General features: G+C 62.0%; 24 protein-coding genes and 1 other RNA gene. 17 read left to right on the top strand and 8 right to left on the bottom strand.

Annotated elements, in window-relative coordinates:
- Positions 1–88 precede the first annotated feature (88 nt).
- Together GO014_RS06660 and GO014_RS06655 are read left to right on the top strand one after the other, a co-directional pair.
- Entirely contained in the window at positions 89–2269 is a 2181-nt protein-coding gene (locus tag GO014_RS06660; protein ID WP_157289573.1) for an esterase-like activity of phytase family protein, read from the top strand.
- Between the two features lie 218 nt (positions 2270–2487).
- The gene (locus tag GO014_RS06655; RefSeq protein ID WP_179952929.1) at positions 2488–6135 is read left to right on the top strand and encodes an AsmA family protein; all 3648 of its coding nucleotides are present in this window, start codon (positions 2488–2490) and stop codon (positions 6133–6135) included.
- Here the strand turns inward: GO014_RS06655 and GO014_RS06650 are convergent.
- The 3 genes from GO014_RS06650 to ssrA all read right to left on the bottom strand — a co-directional run bounded on the left by GO014_RS06650 (position 6101) and on the right by ssrA (position 7316).
- The gene (locus tag GO014_RS06650) at positions 6101–6340 is read right to left on the bottom strand and encodes a ribbon-helix-helix domain-containing protein (RefSeq protein ID WP_116588297.1); all 240 of its coding nucleotides are present in this window, start codon (positions 6338–6340) and stop codon (positions 6101–6103) included. The two genes, GO014_RS06655 and GO014_RS06650, sit on opposite strands and share 35 nt — an antisense overlap.
- A 13-nt stretch (positions 6341–6353) precedes the next feature.
- Positions 6354–6842 (bottom strand): SspB family protein, encoded by a 489-nt coding sequence (locus GO014_RS06645; RefSeq protein ID WP_157289571.1) that lies wholly within the window; start codon positions 6840–6842, stop codon positions 6354–6356.
- Positions 6843–6955: 113 nt separating this feature from the next.
- Positions 6956–7316, bottom strand: a transfer-messenger RNA (tmRNA) gene (gene ssrA, locus GO014_RS06640).
- Positions 7317–7381: 65 nt separating this feature from the next.
- Between ssrA and GO014_RS06635 the strand changes: the two genes are divergently transcribed.
- Positions 7382–7933, top strand: a complete 552-nt coding sequence (locus tag GO014_RS06635) for a thermonuclease family protein (protein ID WP_246204390.1) — start codon at positions 7382–7384, stop codon at positions 7931–7933.
- Between the two features lie 3 nt (positions 7934–7936).
- Here GO014_RS06635 and GO014_RS06630 read toward each other — a convergent pair whose 3' ends face one another.
- Entirely contained in the window at positions 7937–9199 is a 1263-nt protein-coding gene (locus GO014_RS06630; RefSeq protein WP_157289570.1) for an alpha/beta hydrolase family protein, read from the bottom strand.
- Between the two features lie 243 nt (positions 9200–9442).
- Here GO014_RS06630 and GO014_RS06625 point away from each other — a divergent pair, with 243 nt between their 5' ends.
- A complete protein-coding gene (locus GO014_RS06625; RefSeq protein WP_157289569.1) occupies positions 9443–9892 on the top strand; it encodes a hypothetical protein in 450 nt (149 codons plus the stop codon).
- A 2-nt stretch (positions 9893–9894) separates the two neighbouring features.
- On the opposite strand, the gene GO014_RS06620 is transcribed toward GO014_RS06625, so the two are convergent.
- Positions 9895–10176, bottom strand: coding sequence for a YdeI/OmpD-associated family protein (locus GO014_RS06620; RefSeq protein ID WP_246204388.1), 282 nt, complete (start codon positions 10174–10176; stop codon positions 9895–9897).
- 118 nt (positions 10177–10294) lie between these two features.
- Here GO014_RS06620 and GO014_RS06615 point away from each other — a divergent pair, with 118 nt between their 5' ends.
- From GO014_RS06615 to hflC, 7 genes are all read left to right on the top strand, one after another.
- A complete protein-coding gene (locus tag GO014_RS06615; protein ID WP_157289568.1) occupies positions 10295–11089 on the top strand; it encodes a thymidylate synthase in 795 nt (264 codons plus the stop codon).
- Positions 11086–11412, top strand: a complete 327-nt coding sequence (locus GO014_RS06610) for a MazG nucleotide pyrophosphohydrolase domain-containing protein (protein ID WP_157289567.1) — start codon at positions 11086–11088, stop codon at positions 11410–11412. The genes GO014_RS06615 and GO014_RS06610 overlap by 4 nt, the downstream gene beginning before the upstream one ends.
- 58 nt (positions 11413–11470) lie before the next feature.
- Entirely contained in the window at positions 11471–12478 is a 1008-nt protein-coding gene (locus GO014_RS06605) for a DUF4424 domain-containing protein (protein WP_157289566.1), read from the top strand.
- 99 nt (positions 12479–12577) lie between these two features.
- Positions 12578–13060 carry a GNAT family N-acetyltransferase gene (locus GO014_RS06600; RefSeq protein WP_157289565.1) on the top strand — a complete coding sequence of 161 codons (483 nt, stop codon included), beginning with the start codon at positions 12578–12580 and terminating at the stop codon, positions 13058–13060.
- Complete coding sequence (locus tag GO014_RS06595) at positions 13057–13581, top strand: dihydrofolate reductase (RefSeq protein WP_157289564.1); 525 nt, start codon at positions 13057–13059, stop codon at positions 13579–13581. The genes GO014_RS06600 and GO014_RS06595 overlap by 4 nt, the downstream gene beginning before the upstream one ends.
- A gap of 63 nt (positions 13582–13644) precedes the next feature.
- Positions 13645–14745, top strand: a complete 1101-nt coding sequence (hflK, locus tag GO014_RS06590; RefSeq protein ID WP_157289563.1) for an FtsH protease activity modulator HflK — start codon at positions 13645–13647, stop codon at positions 14743–14745.
- 3 nt (positions 14746–14748) lie between these two features.
- Positions 14749–15867: a protease modulator HflC gene (gene hflC / locus GO014_RS06585; protein ID WP_157289562.1), complete on the top strand. Its 1119-nt coding sequence runs from the start codon at positions 14749–14751 to the stop codon at positions 15865–15867.
- A gap of 67 nt (positions 15868–15934) precedes the next feature.
- Here the strand turns inward: hflC and serB are convergent, their stop codons facing one another.
- On the bottom strand, positions 15935–16807 hold the full coding sequence (serB, locus tag GO014_RS06580) for a phosphoserine phosphatase SerB (RefSeq protein WP_157289561.1): 873 nt from the start codon (positions 16805–16807) through the stop codon (positions 15935–15937).
- 30 nt (positions 16808–16837) lie between these two features.
- On the opposite strand from serB, the gene miaA reads away from it, so the two are divergent.
- Positions 16838–17728 carry a tRNA (adenosine(37)-N6)-dimethylallyltransferase MiaA gene (gene miaA / locus GO014_RS06575; protein ID WP_157289838.1) on the top strand — a complete coding sequence of 297 codons (891 nt, stop codon included), beginning with the start codon at positions 16838–16840 and terminating at the stop codon, positions 17726–17728.
- Here the strand turns inward: miaA and GO014_RS06570 are convergent.
- Positions 17725–19140 carry an MATE family efflux transporter gene (locus GO014_RS06570; RefSeq protein ID WP_246204387.1) on the bottom strand — a complete coding sequence of 472 codons (1416 nt, stop codon included), beginning with the start codon at positions 19138–19140 and terminating at the stop codon, positions 17725–17727. The genes miaA and GO014_RS06570 overlap by 4 nt on opposite strands.
- Positions 19141–19220: 80 nt before the next feature.
- Between GO014_RS06570 and GO014_RS06565 the strand changes: the two genes are divergently transcribed.
- From GO014_RS06565 to GO014_RS06550, 4 genes are all read left to right on the top strand, one after another.
- Entirely contained in the window at positions 19221–19580 is a 360-nt protein-coding gene (locus GO014_RS06565; RefSeq protein WP_157289560.1) for a DUF423 domain-containing protein, read from the top strand.
- Positions 19581–19660: 80 nt separating this feature from the next.
- Entirely contained in the window at positions 19661–19936 is a 276-nt protein-coding gene (locus tag GO014_RS06560; RefSeq protein ID WP_116588308.1) for a hypothetical protein, read from the top strand.
- A gap of 319 nt (positions 19937–20255) precedes the next feature.
- Complete coding sequence (locus GO014_RS06555; RefSeq protein ID WP_035087182.1) at positions 20256–20471, top strand: cold-shock protein; 216 nt, start codon at positions 20256–20258, stop codon at positions 20469–20471.
- 141 nt (positions 20472–20612) lie between these two features.
- Positions 20613–21086, top strand: a complete 474-nt coding sequence (locus tag GO014_RS06550; protein ID WP_157289559.1) for an NUDIX domain-containing protein — start codon at positions 20613–20615, stop codon at positions 21084–21086.
- A gap of 34 nt (positions 21087–21120) precedes the next feature.
- Here the strand turns inward: GO014_RS06550 and GO014_RS06545 are convergent, their stop codons facing one another.
- On the bottom strand, positions 21121–22620 hold the full coding sequence (locus tag GO014_RS06545) for an inorganic phosphate transporter (protein WP_157289558.1): 1500 nt from the start codon (positions 22618–22620) through the stop codon (positions 21121–21123).
- Between the two features lie 389 nt (positions 22621–23009).
- Here GO014_RS06545 and GO014_RS06540 point away from each other — a divergent pair, with 389 nt between their 5' ends.
- Positions 23010–24779 carry an acetolactate synthase 3 large subunit gene (locus tag GO014_RS06540; RefSeq protein WP_157289557.1) on the top strand — a complete coding sequence of 590 codons (1770 nt, stop codon included), beginning with the start codon at positions 23010–23012 and terminating at the stop codon, positions 24777–24779.
- Positions 24780–24784: the final 5 nt, after the last annotated feature.

Genomic DNA, 24784 nt, shown 5'->3' with positions numbered 1-24784 from the left:
GCTTGTCACCGGAACGTCATGCCAGCGTCATCGATCTGTTTCCCCGCGGTCCTAAGCCGGGCCCGCATCATTCTGGGGGACCCAATTCATGATTGCTCAAAAGCGTCTCGCTGCCCTGAGCGCAGCTCTGCTCCTTTCCACGGCTGGCGTGCAGGCCGCCGAATATTTCAATCGCATTGCCAGTTTTCCGGTCGCGTTGAACACGCCTGAGGCAGAAGAAACCTCGTCCGAAATCATCACCGTGTCGGACGACGGCATGACGTTGATCTATTCGGACAGCCCGGCTGGTGGCATCGGCTTTATCGATATTACCGATCCGTCCATGCCCAAGGCCGCCGGTTTCCTTGCGCTGGATGGCGAGCCGACGACCGTGGTGGTCGATGGCGCGAAGATCTTTGCCGGCGTCAACACCTCGGAGAGCTACACCGAGCCTTCGGGCCATCTGGCTACCATCGATCTCAACACCCAGAGCGTTGAGGCTTCGTGCGAGTTGGGCGGCCAGCCGGATTCGGTGGCCCGCAATGCCGATGGTTCGCTGATCGCTATTGCCATCGAGAATGAGCGCGACGAAGATCTCAATGACGGCGAACTTCCGCAATTGCCGGCCGGTGCGCTGGCGCTGGTGAACGTTGCCGACGGCGCCGTGGATTGCGGCACGCTCAGAATCGTCGACCTGACCGGCCTCGCCGACGTGGCAGGTGACGATCCGGAGCCGGAATATGTGTCGATCAACAGCCTCAACGAAGTCGTCGTTTCGCTGCAGGAAAACAATCACTTCGTGATCGTCGATGGCAATTCGGGCGAGGTAGCGGCGCACTTTTCCGCCGGTTCGGTGAACCTTGAGAACATTGACACCGAGGACAATGGCTCGCTCGATTTTACAGGCTCGCAGGCCGAGCGCCTGCGTGAGCCCGATGCGGTCAAGTGGATCGACGACGAGCGCTTTGTGGTGGCCAATGAGGGCGACTATAATGGCGGTTCGCGCAGCTTCTCGATCTTCAACAAGGCCGGCGACATGCTGTTCGACAGCGGCGCCTCGCTCGATCATCTGGCGGCCCAGTACGGCCATTATCCCGATGGGCGTTCGGACGCCAAGGGTGTGGAGCCCGAAGGCGTGGACGTGGCCAAGTTCGGCGACGACACCTATCTCATGATCGGCCTGGAGCGCGCTTCGCTGGTTGCCATCTACAAGGACACCGGCGCAGAGCCGGAGTTCGTCCAGGCCATTCCATCGGGCGTTGGCCCGGAGGGCGCGGTGGCGATCCCCGAGCGCAACCTGCTGATCACGGCCAATGAGACCGATCTGGGTGCCGATGGCCTGGCGCGCAGCCATGTGATGATCTTCGAACTCGCGGAAGCGGATGCTCCGAGCTATCCGCACATCATGTCGGACCTCGACGCCGATGGCCGTCCGCTGGGATGGGTTGCCTTGTCAGGCCTCGTCGCCGATGCCGAAAAGCCGGGCATGCTCTACGGTGTTTCGGACAGCTTCCTGGGCGCACAGCCGTCGATCTATACGATTGATGCCACGGCAATGCCGGCCCGCATCACGGCCAAGACCGTGGTGACCCGCAACGGCCATCCGGCCCAGAAGCTTGACATGGAGGGTATTACCCTCGACGGCGAAGGTGGCTTCTGGCTGGCTTCGGAAGGCCGCACCGACCGTCTGATCCCGCATTCGCTCTATCGCGTCGATGCGGACGGCGAAATTGCCAAGGAAGTGCCATTCCCGGCTGAATTGCTGGCCGAGGAAATCCGCTTTGGTTCGGAAGGCGTCACCATGATTGGTGAAGGCGACGATGCCACGTTGTGGATCGCCATCCAGCGCGAGTGGAAGAACGACGCCAAGGGCACCGTCAAGCTGGTGTCCTACAATATCGCCAGCGGCGAATGGGGTGCGGTGAACTATCCACTCGAAGCACCTGCCGAGGGGGCCTGGGTTGGCCTTTCGGAAATCACCGCCCATGGCGACCTGGTCTATATCGTCGAGCGCGACAACCAGATTGGCGACAAGGCCCAGCTCAAGGCGCTCTACAGCGTGCCGGTTGCCGAACTGGTGGCGGGCGAACTGGGCGGCGAACTGCCGACCGTCACCAAGACGCTGGTACGTGACTTTATTCCCGACCTCACCTCCACTGGTGGCTATGTGCTGGACAAGGTTGAAGGCTTTGCCATCGACGCCAGTGGCGAAGGCTTTGTGGTCACCGACAATGACGGCGTGGACGACAGCTCCGGCGAGACCATGTTCTGGTCCATCGGTACTCTTTGAGGTCCAGCCACTCGAGCTTAGCTCTCGCGGCCTTCTCCCCTAAATTCGCTCCGCCGGAACGAATTTGCCGATGGCACGGGTCGAAGTCCCTTTGTCCTTGACGGCGGCCGGGCGTTTGCCCGGCCGTTTTCGTATGCTCAAAAAGGGCTCAGGCGGCTTGCTTGTGCGCGGCAAGTGCCTACACTCACGCCAGTTTCAGCCGGGGCAGAACAGGCACAGTGCTTAATCGCATCTATATCGTGGTCGGCCTCTTTGCCATTGTGGTGCTGGCCGGCGCCTTTCTCGCGCCGCGCTTCATCCAGTGGGGCGATTATCGTGACCGCATGGAAGTGCTGGCGACCAGTGTTTTGGGCGCCGAGGTTTCGATTCGCGGCGACATTTCGTTTTCGCTGCTGCCGAGCCCGCGCCTGGCGTTTTCCGATGTGATCGTCGGCGATGCCGAAGCACCCGCCGCAACGGTCGGCGCGGTCGAGGCCGAGTTCGTGCTGATGGATTTTCTGCGCGATATCTACAATGTCACGGCACTTTCCCTCGAAAGCCCGGTCGTGCACCTGACCGTGGATGAGAACGGGCTGTTCGGCAGCGGCGTGGATCTGAGCGGGGCGGGCAGCGGTGTGGCGCTGGGGCATGCACGCATTTCCAATGGCAGCGTCCGGCTGGAGGATCTGCGGTCGGCCGAGACCTTTGTCGCGCGGCGTATCGATGGAGACTTGCGGCTTTCGAGCTTTGCCGGACCGTTTCAGTTTCAGGGGCGGGCCGATTATGACGACGCACGCTATGAGGTCAGATTCAATTCTGGTGCTGCGGACGACCAGGGCAATGCGCGGGTGTCGAGCTTTGTGCGCGAGGCGTTGGGGGCCTTCTCTGTGACCCTGGAGGGCGTATTGTCGGCCAGTGCGGCGCCGCGCTTCGAGGGGAGCCTGGCCTATCGGCAGGCGCCACCAGAAGCCGAGCGCGCCGACGATATTCGCGGCGATCTGGTGCTGGAAAGCGCGGTTACAGTATCGACAGACCGCGTGGTGCTCTCGGGCTATACATTGCAGCCGGATGAAAATCGGGCCGGTATGCGCCTGACCGGCGCTGCGAGCGTGCAACTGGGCCTGCGGCGCAGTTTTGACGCCGTAGTGTCGGGCGGGGTGTTCTCATTGCCGCCGCGCGATGCCACTGAGGTGGCCAGCGAACTACCCTATGAATTTGTGCGCATGTTGTCCGAACTGCCCGCACCACCCATTCCACCCATGCCGGGACGGCTGGGGGTGGATCTGGCGGAAGTGGGCCTGCGCGGCTTTGCCCTGCGCGAATTGCGTGTCGACGCCACCAGCGATGGTACCGACTGGACCATCGAACAGGCTGTCGGCCGCTTGCCAGGGGAAACCGAGATGCGGTTTGCCGGCGTGGTCTCCAATGACAATGGTGTGGTTGGCCTGCAGGGCGATGTGACCATAGTGGCAGCCCGGCTGGAGGCGCTGTCGCAATTGTGGAAGCGGCCAAGCGAGGATAGCCCGCTGTTCAACACACCGGGGAGCCTTGAGGGGCGGCTGATGCTGGCAGACGATGCGTTCGGGCTGAGCCATGGGCGGCTGAACGTGGATGGCAAAAACCACGAGCTGGAGTTGCGGATTGGATTTGGCGCCGAGCCGCGGCTTGATACGGTGCTGGAACTGGCGAGCCTGGATGACCGCGAAACCGCAGCCTTGCTGGCGCTGTTTCCCGATGCCGTCAATGACGCCAATTTCACAATCAGCTTCCCAGATGGCAGCTTTTCCATCACGGCCGAGCACGCTGATGTGATGGGGCTGATTGCCTCTGATCTTGTGGCCGAAGCGCAATGGTCGCCCGAGGCGATCCGGTTCTCGCGCCTTTCGGCATCGGATTGGGGCGGCCTCATGCTGAGCGCGGCGCTGCGCCTGTCGGGGAGTTTGAGCGAACCCCATGTCACTGGGTCGGGGCAATTGGGGGTGACGGACAGCGATGCGCCGGGGCTGATGGCGCTCTATGAAATGGCCGGTGTGCCGTTTGGCTGGCAGGAGGGCCTGGCCGGTACCTGGCCGGCGGACCTGCAGTTTCTGATTGCCGAGGCGGAGCAGGGCGTGGAGGGTGCGGGCCAGGTGCTGACACTGAGCGGCGATCTGGCGGCGGCGGCTATCGACCTGCGTGCCGAGATGAGCGCCGGCCTTTCGGGTCTGTCCACGGGCGAGCTGCGGCTGGTGGCCTCGTTGGAGGCCGAGAATGGCGAGGCAACGCTTGGCCGTCTCGGGCTGACCGATGTTCCGCTGTTTACCGGGGACGAAGCGCTAGTCGCCAGCCTGTTCTTCGAGGGCAGCGGCCCGGACGGATTTGATGGGCGCATGGCGGTGAGCCAGGGCGGTCAGACGGTGAGCTATTTCGGCGCTTTGCGGGTGGCGCAGAGTGGCGAAATCAGCGGCGATGGCACGCTCGACGTGCTGCTTGATGATGCAAGCGGGCTGGCCAGCCTGGTCGGCGCGCGTGGCGCCAGCCTGCCCGGGGTCGAGGCCAGCGCAGCGATATCCTTTGAAGGCGTGCGGCGGCTGACACTGGACAATATTGCGGGGGCGAGCGGGGACGCCGGGTTTGGCGGCTATCTGGAGATGCAGCGTCTGGGGCAGTTGCCGAGCTATAGCGGGCAGATAAACACCGATTCCCTGGGGCTTGGCGGGCTTGCGGCAGCCATGTTCGGGCGCGGTGCGCAGATCGGCGATACGTCAGCAATCTGGCCCGAAGGACCGCTTGCGGCCAATGCCGTGCCGCGCCCGGCCCGCGGCGAGATCGCGGTTTCCACCGGATCGCTGACCCATGGGGGATTGAACTTGCTGGGGGAGACCAGCTTCAATTTTGTATGGAGCCCGGAATCAGTGTCGATCAGCCGGCTTGTCGGCGCGATCGGCGGCGGTACGCTAAGGCTGTCCATTGAGCAATGCTGCGCCGGTTCGCTCTCGGCGCGTACGGTGTCCGGACAGGTTACGCTGGATAGCGTGGCGCTGGACGATATTGTACCTGAAGCAATCGGGTGGGGCCTGTCGGGCGATCTGTTTGCCGGGCTGCAATTTGAAGGCACGGGCGAGAGCCTGGGAGAGACCGTGCGCAGCATGACCGGGGAAGGCAATTTCGCGTTCTCCGATTTCGTCGCGCAGGGCCTGTCGCCGTCGGTTTTTCCGGCCATTGCGGGCCTGGAAAATGTGCTGGACATGGAAGCCGTTGCACTTGAGACCTTGATCGGCATTGCCCTTTCGCAAGGGGATTTCGAGGCCGAGGACGCGCGGGGCGCATTCACCATTGCCGGGGGCACGGTGCGCGTGGCCAATCTGATTATCGAAGGGGTTGGCGGACGGCTGGCCGGCAGCCTCAACCTGGTGCTCGATACGCTCGGGCTGGACGGCAACTATGTGCTGACCCCGCGTGACTATGTCGATCCTGATGGACTGGTGGAACCTGACACGGCCCGGATCATTGCGCAGGTGACCGGTACACTACTGGCGCCGGTGGTGCGCGTCGATCTCAGTGAGATGGTGGCGGCCATCCAGGTGCGGGCCAATGAATTGGAAGTCGAGCGGCTCGAGACTTTGCGACTTGAGGATGAGGCGCGGCAGCGTGCGGCGGCACAGGAACGCAACAGGCTGATCGAGGAGCAACGCCGGCGCGCCGCTGAGGAAGCCGCGCGGCAGGCTGCGGAGGAAGAAGCGCAGCGGCTCGAGGAAGAGCAGTTGCTGCAGGAACAACAGACTGAAGAGGAGGCCGGGGACGAGGGGCCGGTTACGGGGCCGCTCAATCTCGGTTTTCAGCCCGGGGTGAACCAGCCCATCGGCAATGGCGTCAACCAGCCGATCCCGCTTTTTCCGGGTCAGTAACGGGGCGGTCCCGATACCAGGCCAAAACCGCAAGCCGCATGGCCGAAGACAGGTTCGTGGTGTGCCGGTTCTCGTCAATATCGCGCACAAGGCCAGTAAGGCTCAACTGGCGGGCTGACGCCATGTCCTCCAGACCGCGCCAGAATTCCGGCTCGAGCGCAATTGAGGTGCGATGGCCGGCAATGGAGAAGGAGCGCTTTTCCATGCCTGACCGGTTTTCAGGGCTTTTTGCGGAACGCGTCGAGGCTGACCACTTTTTCGCCGCTGCTTTCTTCGGACGCAGCCTCGCCCGATGCCGCTTCGGTCACTGCGTCGGCGTTGGCTTCATCCGCCTCGCGCTCGTCGGGAGCGGTGGCCGGGTCGAATTGCAGCGCAAACTGCACCGAGGGGTCAAAGAAGCTTTTGATGGCCGCAAACGGGATGTGCAGCATTTCGGGCTGGCCGTTGAAGCTCAGGCCGACCTCGAAGGCACTTTCGGTGACCTTGAGATCCCAATACTGGTTCTGCAGCACGATGGTCATTTCCTTGTCGTACTGCTTGAGCAGTTCCTCGCTGATGCGGGTGCCGGGCGCGCGCGTAGCAAAGGAAATGAAGAAATGGTGCTCGCCAGGCAGGCCGGTTCGCGACACCTCGGCCAGAACCTTGCGCACGACGCCGCGCAGGGCTTCCTGGGCGAGAATGTCGTATCGCATGTGGTCTTCGGCCATAGTGCCCTAATCTCCTCTTGAGTTCGGATCGAATCCCGAACGGCCCATATCAGCCCTACGTTCCCATGAAATTCAAGAACAAAGGCGGCAGGAACTGCAAGCAAATGGAATTGAGTGCAGGCTTCTGTTGCCAGGTGCCTGCGAACCCCGCCTGACGCCCGGCTAGGGGCGGAGGACTTAAATTCCCAGTGCTAGCACCGCTTACGCGGCGAGAGCGACCGGAGCCTTATTGTTGTCATTAGCAACTATAAGTTTCGGACCGATAACGGTGGTACCTCACCGAGCAAAAGCACACTCTTTACGCCCTCGTCGATCCTGTTTCGTCCCCATTGGCTCCTCCCTGGAAAGGAGGGGAGATGGTGGAGACGCCGGGTACTGCCCCCGGGTCCGATGGGTTTATTACAATGACCGTTTATTGCCATAGCCCTTGCGAGCACTCCCTATATAGGTGAGGGGGCAAGCGGATGCAAATCGGGATGGATCGATTCAGCTCTGTTTAACAACTCGTGATCATGCTGAGGGCCCACAAGAGGGCAGGCATGAGCACGTCACGACAAGGCTTTGCGCGGCGCGGCAGTGGCCGCAGGCGGCGCAGTGGGGTGCTGGACACTTTACCGCTGCTGCCACTGATGCTTGTTGCCCTCGGTGTGGGGGGCGGTGTGACCACCATGCTCGATGGGAGCGCTCTGAGCGACTGGTTGCTAGGCACGCATGATCGAGCGGCGCCAGCGGCAAGCCAGCACTATTCGGGACAATTCGGCATCTGTTCGGGTTCCCTACGTATTACCTGTGTCGTGGACGGAGATACGTTCTGGCTTGATGGCACCAAGATCCGCATTGCCGATATCAACACCCCCGAAGTCAGTTCGCCACAATGCTCGCAGGAGGCCGTGCTGGGCCGGCGCGCGACTGAACGTTTGCGGGAATTGCTCAATGCCGGTCCCTTCGCGCTGGTGCAGGACGGGCGCGATGAGGACCAATATGGCCGCAAGCTGCGTGTGGCGATGCGCGATGGGCATTCCCTCGGCGCCCAATTGGTAGCCGAGGGGCTGGCGCATGAATGGCAGGGTTATCGCCAAGACTGGTGCTGAGGTTCAGCGTTCGGCCGGCAGATGCTCGACGACCAGGCCCCTGGTGGTGCGCGGAGCAAATCCGGGCCAGGTCCGGTCGCCGGCTGGCTCGGTCCAGGGAGATGAGGCCAGGTCGAGATAGCGTGCCAGGCTGTCGTCTGCCTTGAGGGTCAGGCCCAAAAATGCCGTCAGGAAGTGTTGCGCGATATTGTTCATCCGCACGTTTGACCAGACAAAATCGGCGTAGTGCTCATAAGGACTGCCTGGGCCGCCCTGTTGCAGGGCTTCGGCTGGCGGCGGCATGGGGGCCGCTGCATTATGCCCGGCGCCCTGGAAGCTGAGCATATAGCGATCTGCGTTGACGGCGCCCTCGAAGACGCGGCGGATGCCGCCGGCATAGTCGGAAATTTCGTCCTGGGTGCCGCCGATCACGAGGAGGGGTATCTCGATACCGGCCAGTCCTGCCTCGTCCCAGAGACCAAGCTGCGCGCCCCAGGGCGCGATGGCGACGGCAGCCTTCAGGCGCAGATCGCGTGCAGCCTGATAGGCGTCCGAATTGGCCGCGAGGGTGTCGAGCGCCCCTGGTGGTGCCATGCCCGAGCCCATGGCGGCTTCGGACAGTCCCGCACCGGCGCTCGTGACAGCGCCGTAGCCGCCCATGGAGTAACCAATGATCGCGCTATTATCGGCGTCTACCAGACCGGATAGAAATCCATCATCTTCGGCCGACATCGCCGCAATGCGGTCGAGGACGAAGAGCTGGTCAGGTGAGCGGTTCGCCAGGGTGCTGGCAAAGCCCAGCTTGTTTTCATAGGTGCTTTCGAAATGGTCGATGCTGGCGACCACATAGCCATGGCTGGCGAGGTGTTCGCCAAACGGGCTGAGCAAATAGCGATTGCCTGGATAGCCGTGCGAGATGATGACAAGCGGATAGGGGCCGCTGGCCTGGTCGGGCGCGGCATCGCGCACGGCTTGGCCATGCAGCGTCACCGTCACGGTGCTATTGGCCATCTGAACGTTGGAGTAGCTGCCGCCGGTGCCGGCCGTGTGCGGATCGGCGGGATACCAGATTTCCAGGCGAAGGGGACGATCATATCGGGCCTGGGGGCCGGAGAGCACATCGGGCCGGTCGGTGTAAAGCAGGTCGATCGTCACGACCCCGACGGCATGCGGTCCAGGCTGCGCCAGTTCGGGCGCATCGGGCAGCCGCTGGTCGATCCGGTTGTCCTGGGCCAAGGTCACGCCTCCCGTTACCGCAAGCAGAAAAATCACCAGAAGCTGTCGCATGCCGGTCTCCTCTTGTGGGGCAGAGTAGAGCCAGAAAACGAAAGATCAAGTCTTTCACATGCGTTCATTTTGGTTCGTTTGTGGCGCTGGACAAACCGTGTGGCGCGCGGTCATGTTGGTCCGGCAAGGGAGTTTCAACCGATGTCGATGGAGCCGTTGAGCGGCAGGGATTGCAATGGCTGCACGGCCTGCTGTTCCTTCCCGCCTATCCACAGCGAAACATTGCTGAAGCCGGCCAATACAATGTGCATGCATTGCGCCGAGGGGCAGGGGTGTACCGTCTATGCGCAACGGCCCGATGTCTGCCGGGGTTTCTTCTGTGGCTGGTTCTTTCTCGAAGAGCTTGGCCCGGAATGGCACCCCAAGCAGAGCGGGGTGGTGATCCGGTCGGAGAGCTTCGACAATGACACGGTCACGCTGCTCATCCTGGAACTGAGCGCCTTCCTCGTGTCCGAAGAGTTTGCCGGGATGGTGGGGGGCTGGGTAGAAGAAGGGTTTGGCGTGGAGTTCGAGCGGCTGGGACCGCCGGGGCATCTGCCGGCCAAGATGCGCATGAACGAACTGCTCGAAGAGGCTGTCGCAAAGCGCGACCTACGAGAGATGCAGACAATTTTTGCCTGGTCCCTGGCGCATATCGACAAGACCCATGTCTGGGAGCGTGACAAAACGGCGTTGCGGAGCGCGCTTGGCTGACGCTAGCCGTTCCACTTCATCTTCATGTAAATCCCGCCTGTTTCCAGTTCTTCGAGCATCTGGCCCAAGCGCTTGCGGCGGGTGTCCTTGCGCTTGGCGTTGTTGATCCACATTAGATAATCATTGCGCTGATAGGCGGGGCGGGCCTCATAAAACGCCATGAGCCCGCGTTCATCCAGGGCGGCGCGCACGAAATCGGGCATGGGCTGGATTGGGCGGATCAGCTTACCGGGGATCGGTGAGCCGAGAATATTGTGGTCGAGATCGGTCTTGGGCCGGCCCATATTGTCACCTCGTTCGTCGTGCGCTCTTTCTGTAGCAACACCGTTGCGCAGGATGTGTCAGTTGAAAACGCATAAATCCCGCCGGGCCGATGAATGCGAATCGCCGTAGAATTCACGCATGCAGCCTTATCTTCAGCTCCTTTCCGACATTCTCGAAAACGGCACCGACAAATCGGACCGGACCGGTACCGGTACGCGCAGCCTGTTCGGCTATCAGATGCGGTTCGACCTTTCGAAGGGCTTTCCGCTGGTCACGACCAAGAAGCTGCATCTCAAATCGATCATTTATGAGCTGCTCTGGTTTATCCGCGGCGAAACAAATGTCCGCTGGCTGCAGGAGCGCGGCGTTAGCATCTGGGACGAGTGGGCCGACGAAAATGGCGATCTGGGTCCTGTCTATGGCTCGCAATGGCGGAGCTGGCCGGCACCTGATGGACGCAAGATTGATCAGTTGCAGGCCGTTGTCGAGCAGATCCGCAGCAAGCCTGACAGCCGCCGGCATATCGTTTCGGCCTGGAACCCCGCCGAGGTCGACAATATGGCGCTGCCGCCATGTCACGCTCTGTTTCAGTTCTATGTCGCCAATGGCAGGTTGAGCTGCCAGCTCTACCAGCGTTCGGCCGACAGCTTTCTGGGCGTGCCGTTCAACATCGCGTCCTACGCGTTGCTGACCCACATGGTGGCGCAGGTGTGCGACCTCGGGGTTGGAGATTTCGTGCACACGCTGGGGGACGCGCATCTCTATAGCAATCACTTCGAGCAGGCGCGCCTGCAGCTCTCGCGTGAACCGAGACCTTTGCCGAAGCTGGTGATGAATCCGGAGCGCAAACGGCTGGAAGATTTCGTCTTCGAGGATTTTGCCTTCGAAGGCTACGACCCGCACCCCCGCATTGCTGCACCGATTGCGGTATGAGCCGGTCGCTGGCCGAACTTACTGCGCTGGTCGCGGAAGTGTCCGATATCTACGCCTCGCGCAATGACATTACCCGCGACGATGACTGGTATCTGCTCAAGATGCAGGAAGAGCTGGGCGAACTCGTTGCCGAATTTCTACGCGCTACCGGCCGCGGGCGGATGAAGGGGGCCGATGCCGCCGATGTGCGGCAGGCGCTGGAGGATGAGGCGGCAGACGTCCTTGCCATGCTACTGCTGTTTGCGCGCGACAATGGTATCGACCTCGATGCGGCGCTAGAGCGGAAGTGGTTCAAATATCTAGCCCGTTCGCCCCAGGTTTGACCGTGTCCGGCCGGGCGCGGCATGCTAGGGATGCCGGCGTGGAGGAGAGGGGGCCGTGATGAGGAGATGTTTCGCAGCGTTGCTGGTGCTGACGGCCACGCCGGCATTCGGCAATGATACGGCGGCGGTTCTGACAACGGGTGGGCTGGAATTTGTCTCGCATGGCCAAATCGCCATGGAGAGCGAGGAGCTGTTCATTTCGCGCGAAGAGATCCGTGTCGTCTATCGGTTCCGGAATGACAGCGACCGGGACCACGATCTGCTGGTGGCCTTTCCTATGCCAGACATTGTGCCGGATCATTTCTCGCCGGTGGCCTATCCCATGGGGGCGAGTGATAATCTGTTCGGGTTCGAGACAAGGTTCGAGGGCGAGCCGGTCGAGGCAGAACTGCACGAATATGCATTTGCGGCCGGTGTAGATCGGACCAAGCTTCTGACAAAGCTTGATATTCCACTGGTGCCGATCAGCCAGGAGGCGATTGATGCAGTCGATGGGCTGGATGAGGCGGGGCTTGCCGAGCTCCTGCATCTGGGCCTGGCCATGCCAGATGAATACGACGCGGGGCAGGGTTGGGAAACCCACCACTGGCCGGCCTGGACCTATCGTGCGACCTATACCTGGGAGGCGACCTTCCCGGCGGGTGAAACGGTTACCGTTGAGCATCGCTATACGCCCAGCGTCGGCGGAACGACCGGGGTGTCGTTTCTGTCCGAACCCTATGAGGATGGGTATGATCCGGCCGCGGAATATCGGCGCAAATATTGTACCGATGAGAATTTCGTCGCTGCGGTGCGCAAGACACTGCCTGATCCGGACGAACCCTGGGGCGCGCCGTTCACCGAAAGCTGGATTTCCTACATCCTGACCACGGGTGGCAATTGGGCCGGTGGCGGCATCGAGAATTTCCGGCTCGTCATCGACAAGGGCAGTACCGACAACCTGGTCTCATTCTGCGGTGAGGGCGTGACCAAGATCGGGCCGACGACCTTCGAAATGGTCAAGGAAAACTACTGGCCGCGCGAAGAACTCAATATCCTCATCCTGGAGCGTTATGAGGCGCCATAGCGCCGACATCGCCAGGCCCGAGTCTCATCCGTGCCAACGGATGTCGTCGTAATTGCAATCAATGGAGGCCCCCGCCTTGCGGGGCGTGTTATCAAGGACTTGACCAAGCTCACTATCCGCCCCGCCGTCCCAGCGGACGCCGGCCAGATCGTCGAATTCATCCGCGCGCTGGCCGTCTATGAGAAGCTCGAACACGAAGTGCAGGCCAGCGAGGCCGATCTTGCGCGCGACCTGTTCGGAGCCGAACCCAAGGTGTTCTGCGAGATCGCCGAATGGGAGGGCGAGCCGGTCGGCTTTGCGCTCTGGTTCTATACCTATTCGACCTTTCAGGGCCGGCACGGCATCTGGCTTGAGGATATTTACGTCGATCCGGAACTGCGCGGACAGGGAATCGGCAAGGCCTTGCTGGTCCACCTCGCGCAACGCTGCGTAAAAGAGGAGCTGGGGCGGTTCGAGTGGTGGGTGCTCGACTGGAATGAACCCTCCATTGCATTCTACAAGAGCCAGGGGGGCGTGATGCAGGACGAGTGGACCAAGGTGCGAGTGGATGGAGAAGCGCTCTCCAAGCTGGGTCAGCTATGAGCGTTCTCATTTCCCTCATCGCTGCCGTGGCGCGCAACAATGTGATTGGTGCCGATCAGTCCATGCCCTGGCGCATTCCATCGGACTTCGCCTGGTTCAAGCAGACCACGATGGGCAAGCCCATGGTCATGGGCCGCAAGCAGTTCGAAACTTTCTCCAAGCCACTGCCGGGGCGACCGCATATCGTGGTGACGCGGCAGCATGATTATCGACCCGAGGGTGTGCTGGTGCGCCACAGCCTGCAGGAGGCCCTGGCCGCCGCGCGGCGACTGGCCGAGGCCAGCGACCAGAATGAAATCATGGTGATCGGTGGTGGCGACATATACGCGCAGGCGCTGCCGCTGGCGGACCGGCTCTATATCAGCCATGTCGATCTCGCGCCGGACGGGGATGTGCATTTTCCGCCCATTGACGCGGACGAATGGCGGGTTGTCGATGAACCGGACATGCCCCGGTCCGAGCGCGATCCCGCCACCTATGCAATAAGAGTTTACGAACGCATTCAGGGGGGCGCGCATTGATCGGGCGGGCACCTTGCCTATATATGGCAGCAATGATTTCTCGAAGACACCGAAAGGAATGCGATGCCTTGGGAGAATAATGGTGGCGGAGGCGGCCGCAATAGTGGCGGACCGTGGGGCCAGGCGCCTGGGGGAGGCGGGGGCGGGCCACGCCGTCCGGGTAACAATACTCCCAATCTCGAAGACATTCTGAACCGCGGACGCGCTCAGTTTGGCGGTGGATTGCCGGGTGGCCGCTGGCTGCTGGTCGGTGGTGTGCTGCTCTTGGGTGCCTTCTGGGTGGTCAATTCGGTCTATACCGTCGAAGAAGCCGAAGTCGGTGTTGAATTCCGCCTGGGTGCGCCCAAGCAGGATTTATCCACTGCTGGTCTGCATTTCCATCTCTGGCCGATTGAAACGGTTGAGAAGGTGAACACCTCGCAGAACCAGACCACAATCGGTACGGCGACGGGCTCAGGTTCCCGCGGCAATGCCGATGACGGGTTGATGCTTTCTGGCGACCAGAACATCGTCGATGTCCGCTTTGCCGTGCTTTGGTCAGTCGGCAATCCGGTCGACTATGTGATCAATGTCCGCGATCCGGAAGAAATGGTGCGCAACGCTGCCGAAAGCGCGATGCGCGAAATTGTCGGCCGCCGTCCGGCACAGGATATTTTCCGTGACGACCGCGCCGGTATCGCGATCGAGGTGCAGCAAATTACCCAGGACATTCTCGACTCCTACGGGATGGGTGTTTCAGTACAGCAGATCTCGATCGAGAATGCTGCGCCGCCCGCCGAAGTGGCCGATGCCTTTAACGAAGTGCAGCGCGCCGAACAGGACGAAGACCGTTTGCAGGAAGAAGCCCGATCCTACGCCAACACCCTCCTGGGTGACGCACGCGGTCAGGCCGCAGCGCTGCGCGAAGAAGCGGCTGCTTACTCCAACCGCGTGGTGCAGGAAGCGACCGGTGAGGCTGAGCGTTTCAACGCGGTTTATGCCGAATATGTCAACGCACCCGAAGTGACTCGCAAGCGTCTGTTCCTGGAAACCATGGAACAGGTTCTGGGTGCCTCGGAGAAGGTTCTGGTCGAGAACGGTGCCGGCGGCTCAGGCGTCGTGCCTTACCTGCCGTTGCCTGAACTGCGCTCCCGCGCCAACGCAAACACCGGTTCGGGGGAGTAAGCCATGAGCAATCGTCTCTTTATCATCGGCGCCGTCCTGGTGGGGGCCCTCTATGTGCTGTTCTCATCGATCTATGTGGTCAATGAGCGTGAGCAGGCCATCGTTCTGAGGTTCGGCCAGATCACCGATGTCCGCACCGAACCGGGTCTTTATTTCAAGATTCCGACCGATATTGTGGATAGCGTACAGATCATTGAAGATCGTCTGCTGCGCCAGGATATCGCCGACATGACCGTGCAGGTCTCGGGCGGCGCGTTCTACGAGGTGGACGCTTTCCTGACCTACAAGATCGTGGATCCGGTGCTGTTCCGCCAGCGGGCGCTTGGTCAGCTGTCGGTCGCCCAGGATCGTATCGCGACGCGTTTCGATGCTGCCTTGCGTCAGGTCTATGGTCTGCGTGAGTTCAATGCCGCTCTGTCCGAGCAGCGTCCGCAGATGATGACCGAAGCGCGCGATCTGATGCGGCCTGAAATGGCTGCACTGGGCATCGAGATCGTCGATGTGCGCATCCTGCGCACGGATCTTGCGGATGAAGTGTCCGAACGGACTTATGAGCGCATGCGTGCCGAACGTCTGGCTGAGGCCGCGCTGCTGCGTGCCCGTGGTCAGGAACAGGCGCAGAGCCTGCGCGCCATTGCCGAACGTCAGGCGGTGGAAATCGTCGCTGCAGCGACACGCGATGCTGAAATCATCCGTGGTACGGGCGATGCGGAACGGAACCGCATTTTTGCCTCGGCTTACGGGCAGGACGCGGAATTCTTCGAGTTTTATCGCTCGATGGAATCCTACCGGACGGCGCTGGCCAATACCGGCACCACCATGGTCCTCTCGCCTGATAGCGCCTTTTTCCGCTACTTCGGTTCGGACGGCGAAATCCCGGCGGCCAGCACAAGCTTTGCAACGCCGCTGCCGCAGCGATCGGCGCCTCAAACCCCCAGCACCAGCTCGAATGAGCCGGCACTGGATGGCCTGGGCATCGAAGAAACCGTGGCGCCGACCATGACGCTGGACGATGGTTCTGAACTGCAGCCAACCGTGGGCACAGAGGCCCCGCCTCCGGCTGAGGAGACTCCGCCATCGGTCGAGGGTGCAACCCCGACCGAAGTGCCGGCCAGCCAGTAGGCCCAGGGCACGTCAACAAAAGGCCGGCGCAGGAAACTGCGCCGGCCTTCGTTGTTAGAGCGGTCAACTAGCGGACGAATTCGTCGTCGTAATAGCCCTGCAGGTAGAGCAGGGCGGTAAGGTCGCCATGGTCGATGCGGATGCCGGCCGCTTCGGCAACCGCTGGCTTGGCGTGCAGTGCCACGCCAAAACCGGCCACCCCGATCATGTCGAGGTCATTGGCGCCATCGCCGACCGCCATGGTGCGAGCGAGGTCGAGATTGTGTGCACCGGCCAGAGCCAGCAGGCGCTCGCGCTTGGTATTCTTGTCGACAATGGGCTTGGCAACCGTTCCAGTGAGCCTGTCGCCATCGAATTCGAGCACATTGGCAATGGCTTCGTCGAAGCCGATGCGCTTGGCGAAATAGTCGGCAAAGAAGGTAAAGCCGCCCGAAACAAGCGAGGTATAGGCGCCATAGGCCTTCATGGTCTGCACCAGGGCGCGGCCGCCGGGCGCCAGTGTGATGGCTTCGCGGCGCACCTCCTCGATCACCTTGCGCTCCAGCCCCTTGAGCAGGGCAACGCGCGTGTCCAGCGCCTGGGCGAAGTCGAGTTCGCCCCGCATGGCGCGATCAGTGATTTCCGCAACCTGTGGCTTGAGATCGAGCGCGGCGGCCAATTCGTCGATGCATTCCTGCTCGATCATGGTGGAGTCCATGTCGGCAACCAGCAGAAGCTTGCGGCGGCCTTCGGTGGCTACCAGATTGGCATCGACGGCCTTGGCGCCGATGATGTCGCGGGCGACCGCCAGAGCATCTGGTGCATCGGGCTCGAGAATGTCGCAGGCCACACCGTGGTTCAGCCAGTTGAGTTCTCCGCCGGTTTGGGCCACCACAGCCTGCGCCAGCGTTACGCTCAACTCAGGGTCGGCGGGATTGGCGATGAGAGAAAGAACCGGCATGGCGGGCATAACTTTCGGGAGAGTTCTATGATGAGCCAAAGGCGCGCTGTGCTGATAGCGGGTCCGACTGCCAGCGGCAAGTCGGCGCTGGCGCTGGAGCGCGCGCGCGCAGGCGGTGGCGTCATCATCAATGCCGATGCCATGCAGGTTTACGATACGCTGCGGATCGTGACGGCCCGCCCGAGCGTCGCGGATGAAGCAGAGGCAGAGCATCGCCTTTACGGCATTGTGCCGGCCGCGGAGCGGTTTTCGACCGGGCAATGGGTCCGGGCGGCGAAGCTGATCCTGGATGCGGTCGAACCGGCGCGCGAACTGATTTTTGTCGGTGGGACAGGGCTTTACTTTGAAGCGCTGACAAATGGATTCGCTGAGGTGCCGGAAATCTCTTCCACGCTGACCTTTGAAGTTCAACAAGAGATTCAAGCGCTTGAAGAACCGCAGCGGATGGCCCTGCTGGAAGCGGAAGACCCGGTGACCGCCCGGCGCCTGAAGGTGGCCGATCCGCAGCGGGTGACGCGGGCCATTGCGGTCAAGCGCGCGACGGGACGCGCACTGTCGAGTTTCCAGGACGATCAGCAACCGGGCCTGCTGGAGGGATGGTCGGTCGAGCGCATGGTGCTTTCACCCGATCGCGATGTACTGCGCGAGCGCATTGCACGTCGCTTTGAAGCGATGTTCGCCAGTGGCGCGGTCGAGGAGGTTGAGACGTTGCGGGCGCAGAGGCTCGATCCGAGCCTGCCGGTGATGAAAGCCATCGGCGTGCGCGAGATTTCCGACTGGCTCGATGGTGTACATAGCCAGGGCGAGGCGATCACGCTGGCCACCATCGCCACCCATCAATATGCCAAGCGGCAACGTACCTGGTTCCGCAACCGCATGGGTGACTGGCCGCGTCTGGGCCTGGAGGGTAAGGCCCCTTAGGCGTTGATGGAGCGCATCAGGCCCAGGCGCTCGCGGAGGGCGAAACGACCAACCAGCAAGACGGCGACGAAGGCGAGACCGGCGGCAAGGCCGAGCCAGATGCCCACGCCACGCATGTCGAGCACATATCCCAACAGCCAGGCGACGGGCAGGCCAACCAGCCAATAGCCGAAAATGGCCATCAACATGGGCACTTTGGTGTCGCTCAGGCCGCGCAGGGCATGGGCGGCGACCACCTGGGCGCCGTCGACGATCTGAAACAGTCCGGCGATGGCGAGATAGGTTGCAGCGAACATCAATGCATTCTGGTTCTGCGGCAGGGCAGGGTCGAGGAAAAGGGCGACTATGACCGGGCCGAACAGGATGAAGGCAAGGGCAGAGATAGCCATGAAGCCGGTGCCGAGCAGAAAGCTCATCCAGCCCGCCTTGCGGATGCCTTCGGTGTCCTTGCGGCCATAGGCGACACCGACGCGCACCGTGGCGGCGATCCCGAGCCCCAGCGGAACCATGAAGGCCAGCGAGGCGCATTGCAGCGCCACAGCGTGGGCGGCCAGCTCGTCGGTGCCCAGACGGCCCATCAAAATGGCGGCGGCGGCGAACAGGCCAACTTCGGCCAGCACAGTCAGGCCAATGGGCGTGCCGATGCGGAAGATCTCGCGGAAGCGGGGCCAATCGGGCTTCCAGAAGCGGATAAGTATGTTGAAGCGCTTGAAGCGGCGGTGGCGCAGCACATAGGTCAGCATGGCGCCGAGCATGAACAGGTTGGTCAGGACCGTGGCGATGGCAGCGCCACGCAGTTCCAGCCGCGGCAGGCCGAAATTGCCGAACATCAGCAGGTAGTTGGTGATGGCGTTGACGATGACACCGCCCAGGGTGATGACCAGAATGATGCGCGTGGAATCGAAGGTGGAGAGGAAGGAGCGCAGGACGATGACGCCCATGGCGGGCACCAGCATCAGAACAGCGATCTGGATGTATTCTTCGGCCCTTTCGGCCAGGACCGGGTCCTGGCCGAGCCAGCCATAGACGGTGCGGATCTGCAACAGGATCGGTGTGAGCAGCAGCGCCAAGGCAATAGCGGCCCAGAATCCCTGGCGGACGACGCGGCGAATGGCCTTGATATCGCGTCGGCCGCGCGCCTGAGCCGTTAGTGGTGCAACGGCACTAACCGCGCCGACGCCGAACAGGAACAGGGGCATCAGAAAGCTACTCGCCAAAGTGCCAGCGGCAAGCGCTTCCGGTCCAAGCCAGCCCATCATCAGGACATCGGTGGCCTGCAGGGCATTCTGGGCGACCTGGGCGATGACCAGGGGCCAGGCCAGGGCAAAGGTGGCACGCAACTCCGTGCCCCAGCCGGATTTGGCCATGGGGTTCTGTGGCGCCGCACGGGCCGCCGCGACGTTGTCGCTCATTGTCATGTCTCTCACTCGCAGCCCATGCTGTAGTCCAATCCGGTTCCGTGCGAAAGCGCGACCGATGTCTGGAGCATGAGATGGCCAGATTGGTGCCGAGACATTTGCTGGTGCTTGCCGGCCTGATGGGCGCACTTGGCGTTGCCGCAGCGGCTGCCGCCTCGCATGGCGAGAGCCGGAACCTTAGCGCCCTGGCGGCGATGTTTCTGGCCCATGCGCCAGTGCTGGTGGCGCTTGGGCTGTTCGGGCAGGGACGCGTTCTGTTGGGTGCCGGACTGGTGTTGGCAGGCGGCACGCTGCTGTTCGGCGGCGACCTGGCGATGCGCGAATTTGCCGGGCAGGGGGTGTTTGGCGGGGCCGCACCGCTGGGCGGCGGCCTGATGATGCTGGGCTGGGCAGGACTGGCTCTGGCCGGTTTGGTGGGCAAGGGCCGGGATTGAGTTAAGAAAGATTAAAACCCTGCCGGAACCATTCACGGAGCCGTGCATTGCTTCGTGCAAGTGTTTCGTTGGAGGAATTAATGCACAAGATCCTGATTATCGCCGCAACCTGCCTGTCCCTGGCCGCCTGCACCACCACCCAGCAGGGTGCGACCGTGGGTGCCATTGGTGGCGGCATCGTCGGAGCCACCGCAACTGGCGGCAATGTTGTCGGCACAGCTGTTGGTGCCGGTATCGGCGCCGTGGCCGGTGCTGCTGCTGGCGAGCTTCTTGGTTATTACGGGACGAGCCGCGACCGCTGTGTTTACGAGCGCCGTGACGGCACCCGCTATATCGATACCTGCCCGCGCGGATAACGCGCAGCATAGCCAAGCCGCAGCGCCCCCTGCGGCCAAGCGCCCCCAGGCGCCAGACACCCGGTTGGCCCCCCGACCGGGTGTTGTTTTGAACACGTGCGGACAATCGATTGAGCGCGCCGGGCGGTCTTGAAAAAGTCAACAAAAACAGCGATAATTTTGGCATACGTGCCACTTGTCTTGCGCTAACTGAACGACCGGCTTGCCGGAAACTTGGCTACCTCCTGATCTCGTGAACCGTAAGTCCGGAAAAGTTGCACACTCCCGGACAAACCCTTCCGCCGCACACTGCGGCACAACAGACCTAGAGGACCAAGACATGGCCGCCATCACCGGGACCGTGAAATTCTTCAATACCACCAAGGGCTACGGCTTCATCTCGCCCGACAACGGCGAAAAGGACGCATTCGTCCACATTTCCGCCGTGCAGCGTTCGGGCCTGCAGGGCCTTTATGAAGGCGACAAGGTGAGCTTCGAGCTGCAGACCGGCCGCGACGGCAAGGTCTCGGCCACCGAACTGACCCTGCTGAGCTAAGCACGAGACGCAGATTATTGACCGGTCTTTGCCGTTCCCCAAGGAAACGGTGAAGAACCGGAATGGAAGGGGCCCGTTGGGCCCCTTTTGCTTGCAATCGTGTGCACGATCTGTCCGCCTAGGGAAAGTGACGAGTCGAATGTGCCGTTGAACGATATGCGCGAAATACTGAAACATTGGAGCCCGCGGGTCGAAACCGCATCGAGCCTACGCCAATCCGGCGCCATGCCCTATGCGATCATTGAAGGCCGCATGGCGTTTTTGCTGATCACATCGCGCCGCAGCGGCAAGTGGATCTTTCCCAAGGGCGCCATCGAACCCGACATGACGCCCTGGGAGAGCGCCGCGGTTGAGGCGCAGGAGGAGGCGGGAGTCACCGGGGAGATTTCCAGCGAAATCATCGGTACCTACCGGACCGGCGCCGGCGGGGATAATGTCGGGCTGGTCGACGTCGATCTCTATCCGCTGCGGGTAACGCAGCAGTTCGACGACTACAAGGAAAAGGGACAGCGCATGCGCCACTGGGCGACATTGTCCGAGGCGCGGCGCCTGTTGGCAGACCAGACATTGGGGCGCCTGGCTCTGGCGCTGCACAACCGGGTGATTTCGAGCTAGTGGGGGCCAGTCCTGACGGACGAAGGGCAGTGCTTTAGGGGATCAGCAGGCTCAGCCCGAAATAGAGCGATGCCGAGACCAGCGCCGAGGCGGGGACGGTAATCACCCACGCCGCCGCGATGGAATAGACATGCTGGCGCCGCACCAGCATGCGAGTTTCAATGCGACGGGCATTGGCCAGGGCCTCTTCAGGTGTGGCATTGAGCTGGCTGGGGTCGACGAAGCGGGCATTGATCGGCACGGCCGTGCCCTGCAAGTCGCGGCGCGAGATATATTCGCGCACAAAACCGACGCCGAACACCGCGCCGACAGCAATGTGGGTGGATGACACAGGCATACCCAATGCCGATGCGATCAACACGGTAACAGCCGCTGAAAGCGCGGCGCAAAAGGCGCGGATTTCATTAAGCTTGGTGATCTGCTCGCCCACCGTGCGGATGAGGCGGGGGCCGAACAGGGCCAGCCCCAGCGAGATGCCGAGGGCGCCGATGGCCAGGACCCAAAGGGGCAGGGTGATGCCCGAGACTTCGCCGTGACCGGTCTGAATGGCGGTGACAATAGCGGCAAATGGGCCGATGGCATTGGCCACGTCATTGGCGCCGTGGGCAAAGGAAAGCAGCGCGGCAGAGACGATCAGCGGCAGGCGGAAAAGCGCGGCCACGTGCTTCTTGCGGTTCTCCATGTGACGCGACTGGTGGCGGACCCAGGGCATGGCGGCAACCCAGCCCAGCGCGCCAAAGGCAATGCCGAGCGCGATCGGGATGCCCCAGCCGGGCTTCCAGATGCGGCTCAGCCCCTTGGTGGCCAGATACATCGTGAAAATGCCGGTCATGACGGCAACGAATATCGGGACCCAGACGCGCGCCGAGGTGATCTTGTCGAGCCGCGTGGTGATGGTCATGCGGATGATGACCAGAAACACAGCCGCGATCATGCCCCCCATGACCGGAGAAATGACCCAGCTTGCTGCCACGGCCGCAATGGTGGGCCAATTGACGATGGCAAAGCCGGCCGAGGCGATGCCCGAGCCGACAACACCGCCGACGACAGCATGCGTGGTGGAGACTGGGGCACCAACAAAAGTGGCCAGGTTGACCCAGAGCGCGGAGGCCAGAAGGGCGGCCATCATCACCATGATGAAGGTGCGGCTTTCCATTTCTGGGGAGATCAGCAGGTCGCGCGCAACGGTGTTGACCACGTCACCGCCAGCCAGCAAGGCGCCCGCCGCCTCGAAAATACCGGCGATAATCAAGGCACCAACCATGGTCAGCGCCTTGGACCCCACGGCCGGGCCCATGTTGTTGGCCACGTCGTTGGCGCCGACATTGAGAGCCATGTAGCCGGCGATCAGCGCGGCGATGACTACGACATAGGTGCCCGGACCCTGGCCCATGACGAAAGCGGCCCAGGCGCCCACCAGCAGCAGGAAGACCAGCGCAATGCCGGGTGCGGCCAGCGAGCGGCTCAGATTATGGGTCGCTTTCTCGAGGCCCGAAAACCGCTGCAGATCCTTGTCGAGCGCGCTTTTGCCCATGTCACCGAACTGTCATTTTTCGTGTTGGCTCCGCCTTAACATCTCAATGGCGTGCTGCCAGCCCCCATTCGGGCCGGAAACGCGCCCGTGCACGGGAATCCCGGCTCGCTGGCGGCAATGGGTGCATGGCGGCTTGACTTTGGCGTGACAGTGCTTCTATCAATGCGCCGTCTAGAATTTTTGGAGCGGTCCAGTGCGGGCACTCATTCTCGTAGTAAGCAGGCGCATCGGCAACGTGGGGTAGAACCCCGCGCGAAAGCTGGTGCGCCGAACACAGGTCCCGAATGGGGCCTTTTTTATTGCCTTTTTTCCTCAAGAGCGGAAACACAGGCGGCAGGTGAGATAGAGGCCCCGCTGGGAGGGGCGAAAGAGTTAGGAAGGGCTGAGCAATGGCCGAGAAGATGACCGGCGCGGAAATGGTGATTCAGGCGCTGACCGATCAGGGGGTGGAGCACATCTTCGGATATCCCGGTGGTGCTGCGCTGCCGATCTATGACGCCATGTTCCAGCAGGATTTCGTCAAGCACATCCTGGTGCGCCATGAACAGGGCGCGACCCACATGGCGGAGGGCTATGCCCGTTCGACCGGCAAGCCCGGCGTGGTCCTGGTCACCTCCGGTCCGGGCGCGACCAATGCGGTCACCGGCCTTACCGACGCGCTGCTCGATTCCATTCCGCTGGTCTGTATCACCGCCCAGGTTCCAACGACGCTGATCGGCACCGATGCTTTCCAGGAATGTGACACGGTCGGCATCACCCGCTCCTGCACCAAGCACAATTACCTGGTCAAATCGATCGAGGATTTGCCGCGCATCCTGCACGAGGCTTTCCTCATCGCCACCACGGGGCGCCCGGGTCCGGTCGTCATCGATATTCCCAAGGATATTCAGTTCGCCGTGGGCGAATATTTCCGGCCCGAGGCCGAGACGCTGAGGCACCAGTCCTATCGTCCGCAGGTCGATGGTGACCTGGCGGCGATCGAGACCGCCATCGATCTGATGCTGAAGGCGGAACGGCCGATCTTCTATACCGGCGGCGGCGTCATCAATGCGGGCCCGGAAGCCTCGGAAAATTTGCGCGAGCTGGCGGAATTGACCGGTTTCCCCGTGACCTCGACCCTGATGGGACTGGGCGCCTTCCCGGCCTCCAATCCGCAATGGATGGGCATGCTGGGCATGCACGGCACCTATGAAGCCAACATGGCGATGCATGATTGCGACGTGATGATCAATATCGGCGCGCGCTTCGATGACCGCATTACTGGCCGGATCGATGCGTTCTCGCCCAACAGCACCAAAATCCATGTCGATATTGATCCGGCCTCCATCAACAAGGTGGTGCAGGTGCATGTTCCCATTATCGGGGATTGCAATCGCGTGCTGGAGGAGATGATCCGCATCTGGCGCAGCCGTACCAATGCGCCGCGCACCGAAGCCATTGCCGGCTGGTGGACACAGATCCAGAAGTGGCGTGACGTTGGTTCGCTCAACTTCAAGAACTCCGACACGGTCATCAAGCCGCAATGGGCCATTCAGCGGCTCTATGAGGCGACCAGGAAGCAGTCCAAGGAGGTGTTCATCACCACTGAGGTTGGCCAACACCAGATGTGGGCAGCCCAGCATTTCCACTTCGACCAGCCGAACCACTGGATGACGTCTGGTGGCCTGGGGACCATGGGCTATGGCCTGCCGGCGGCAGTCGGCGTGCAGGTGGCCCACCCCGACGCGCTGGTCATCGACATTGCCGGCGAAGCCTCGGTGCAGATGACCATGCAGGAGCTCTCGACGGCGGTGCAGTATCGCCTGCCGGTCAAGATCTTCATTCTCAACAATGAGCGCATGGGCATGGTGCGCCAGTGGCAGGATCTGCTGCATGGCTCGCGCTATGCGCATTCCTATTCCGAATCGTTGCCCGATTTCGTCAAGCTCGCTGAAGCTTATGGGGCCAAGGGCATCAAGTGCGATACGCCGGCCGAGCTCGATGCGGCCATTGCCGCCATGCTCGATTATGACGGCCCGGTGCTGTTCGACGTGCTGGTCGAGAAGGACGAGAACTGCCTGCCCATGATCCCATCGGGCAAGCCGCACAACGAGATCATCCTGCCCGATACGGCCAATATCGGCGACATCATCGACGAGAAGGGACGGCAGCTGGTTTAGGCCGC

The organism is Devosia marina, from assembly GCF_009758415.1.
Classification (GTDB): domain Bacteria; phylum Pseudomonadota; class Alphaproteobacteria; order Rhizobiales; family Devosiaceae; genus Devosia; species Devosia marina.
This window is presented reverse-complemented; position numbering and strand designations above follow the sequence as displayed.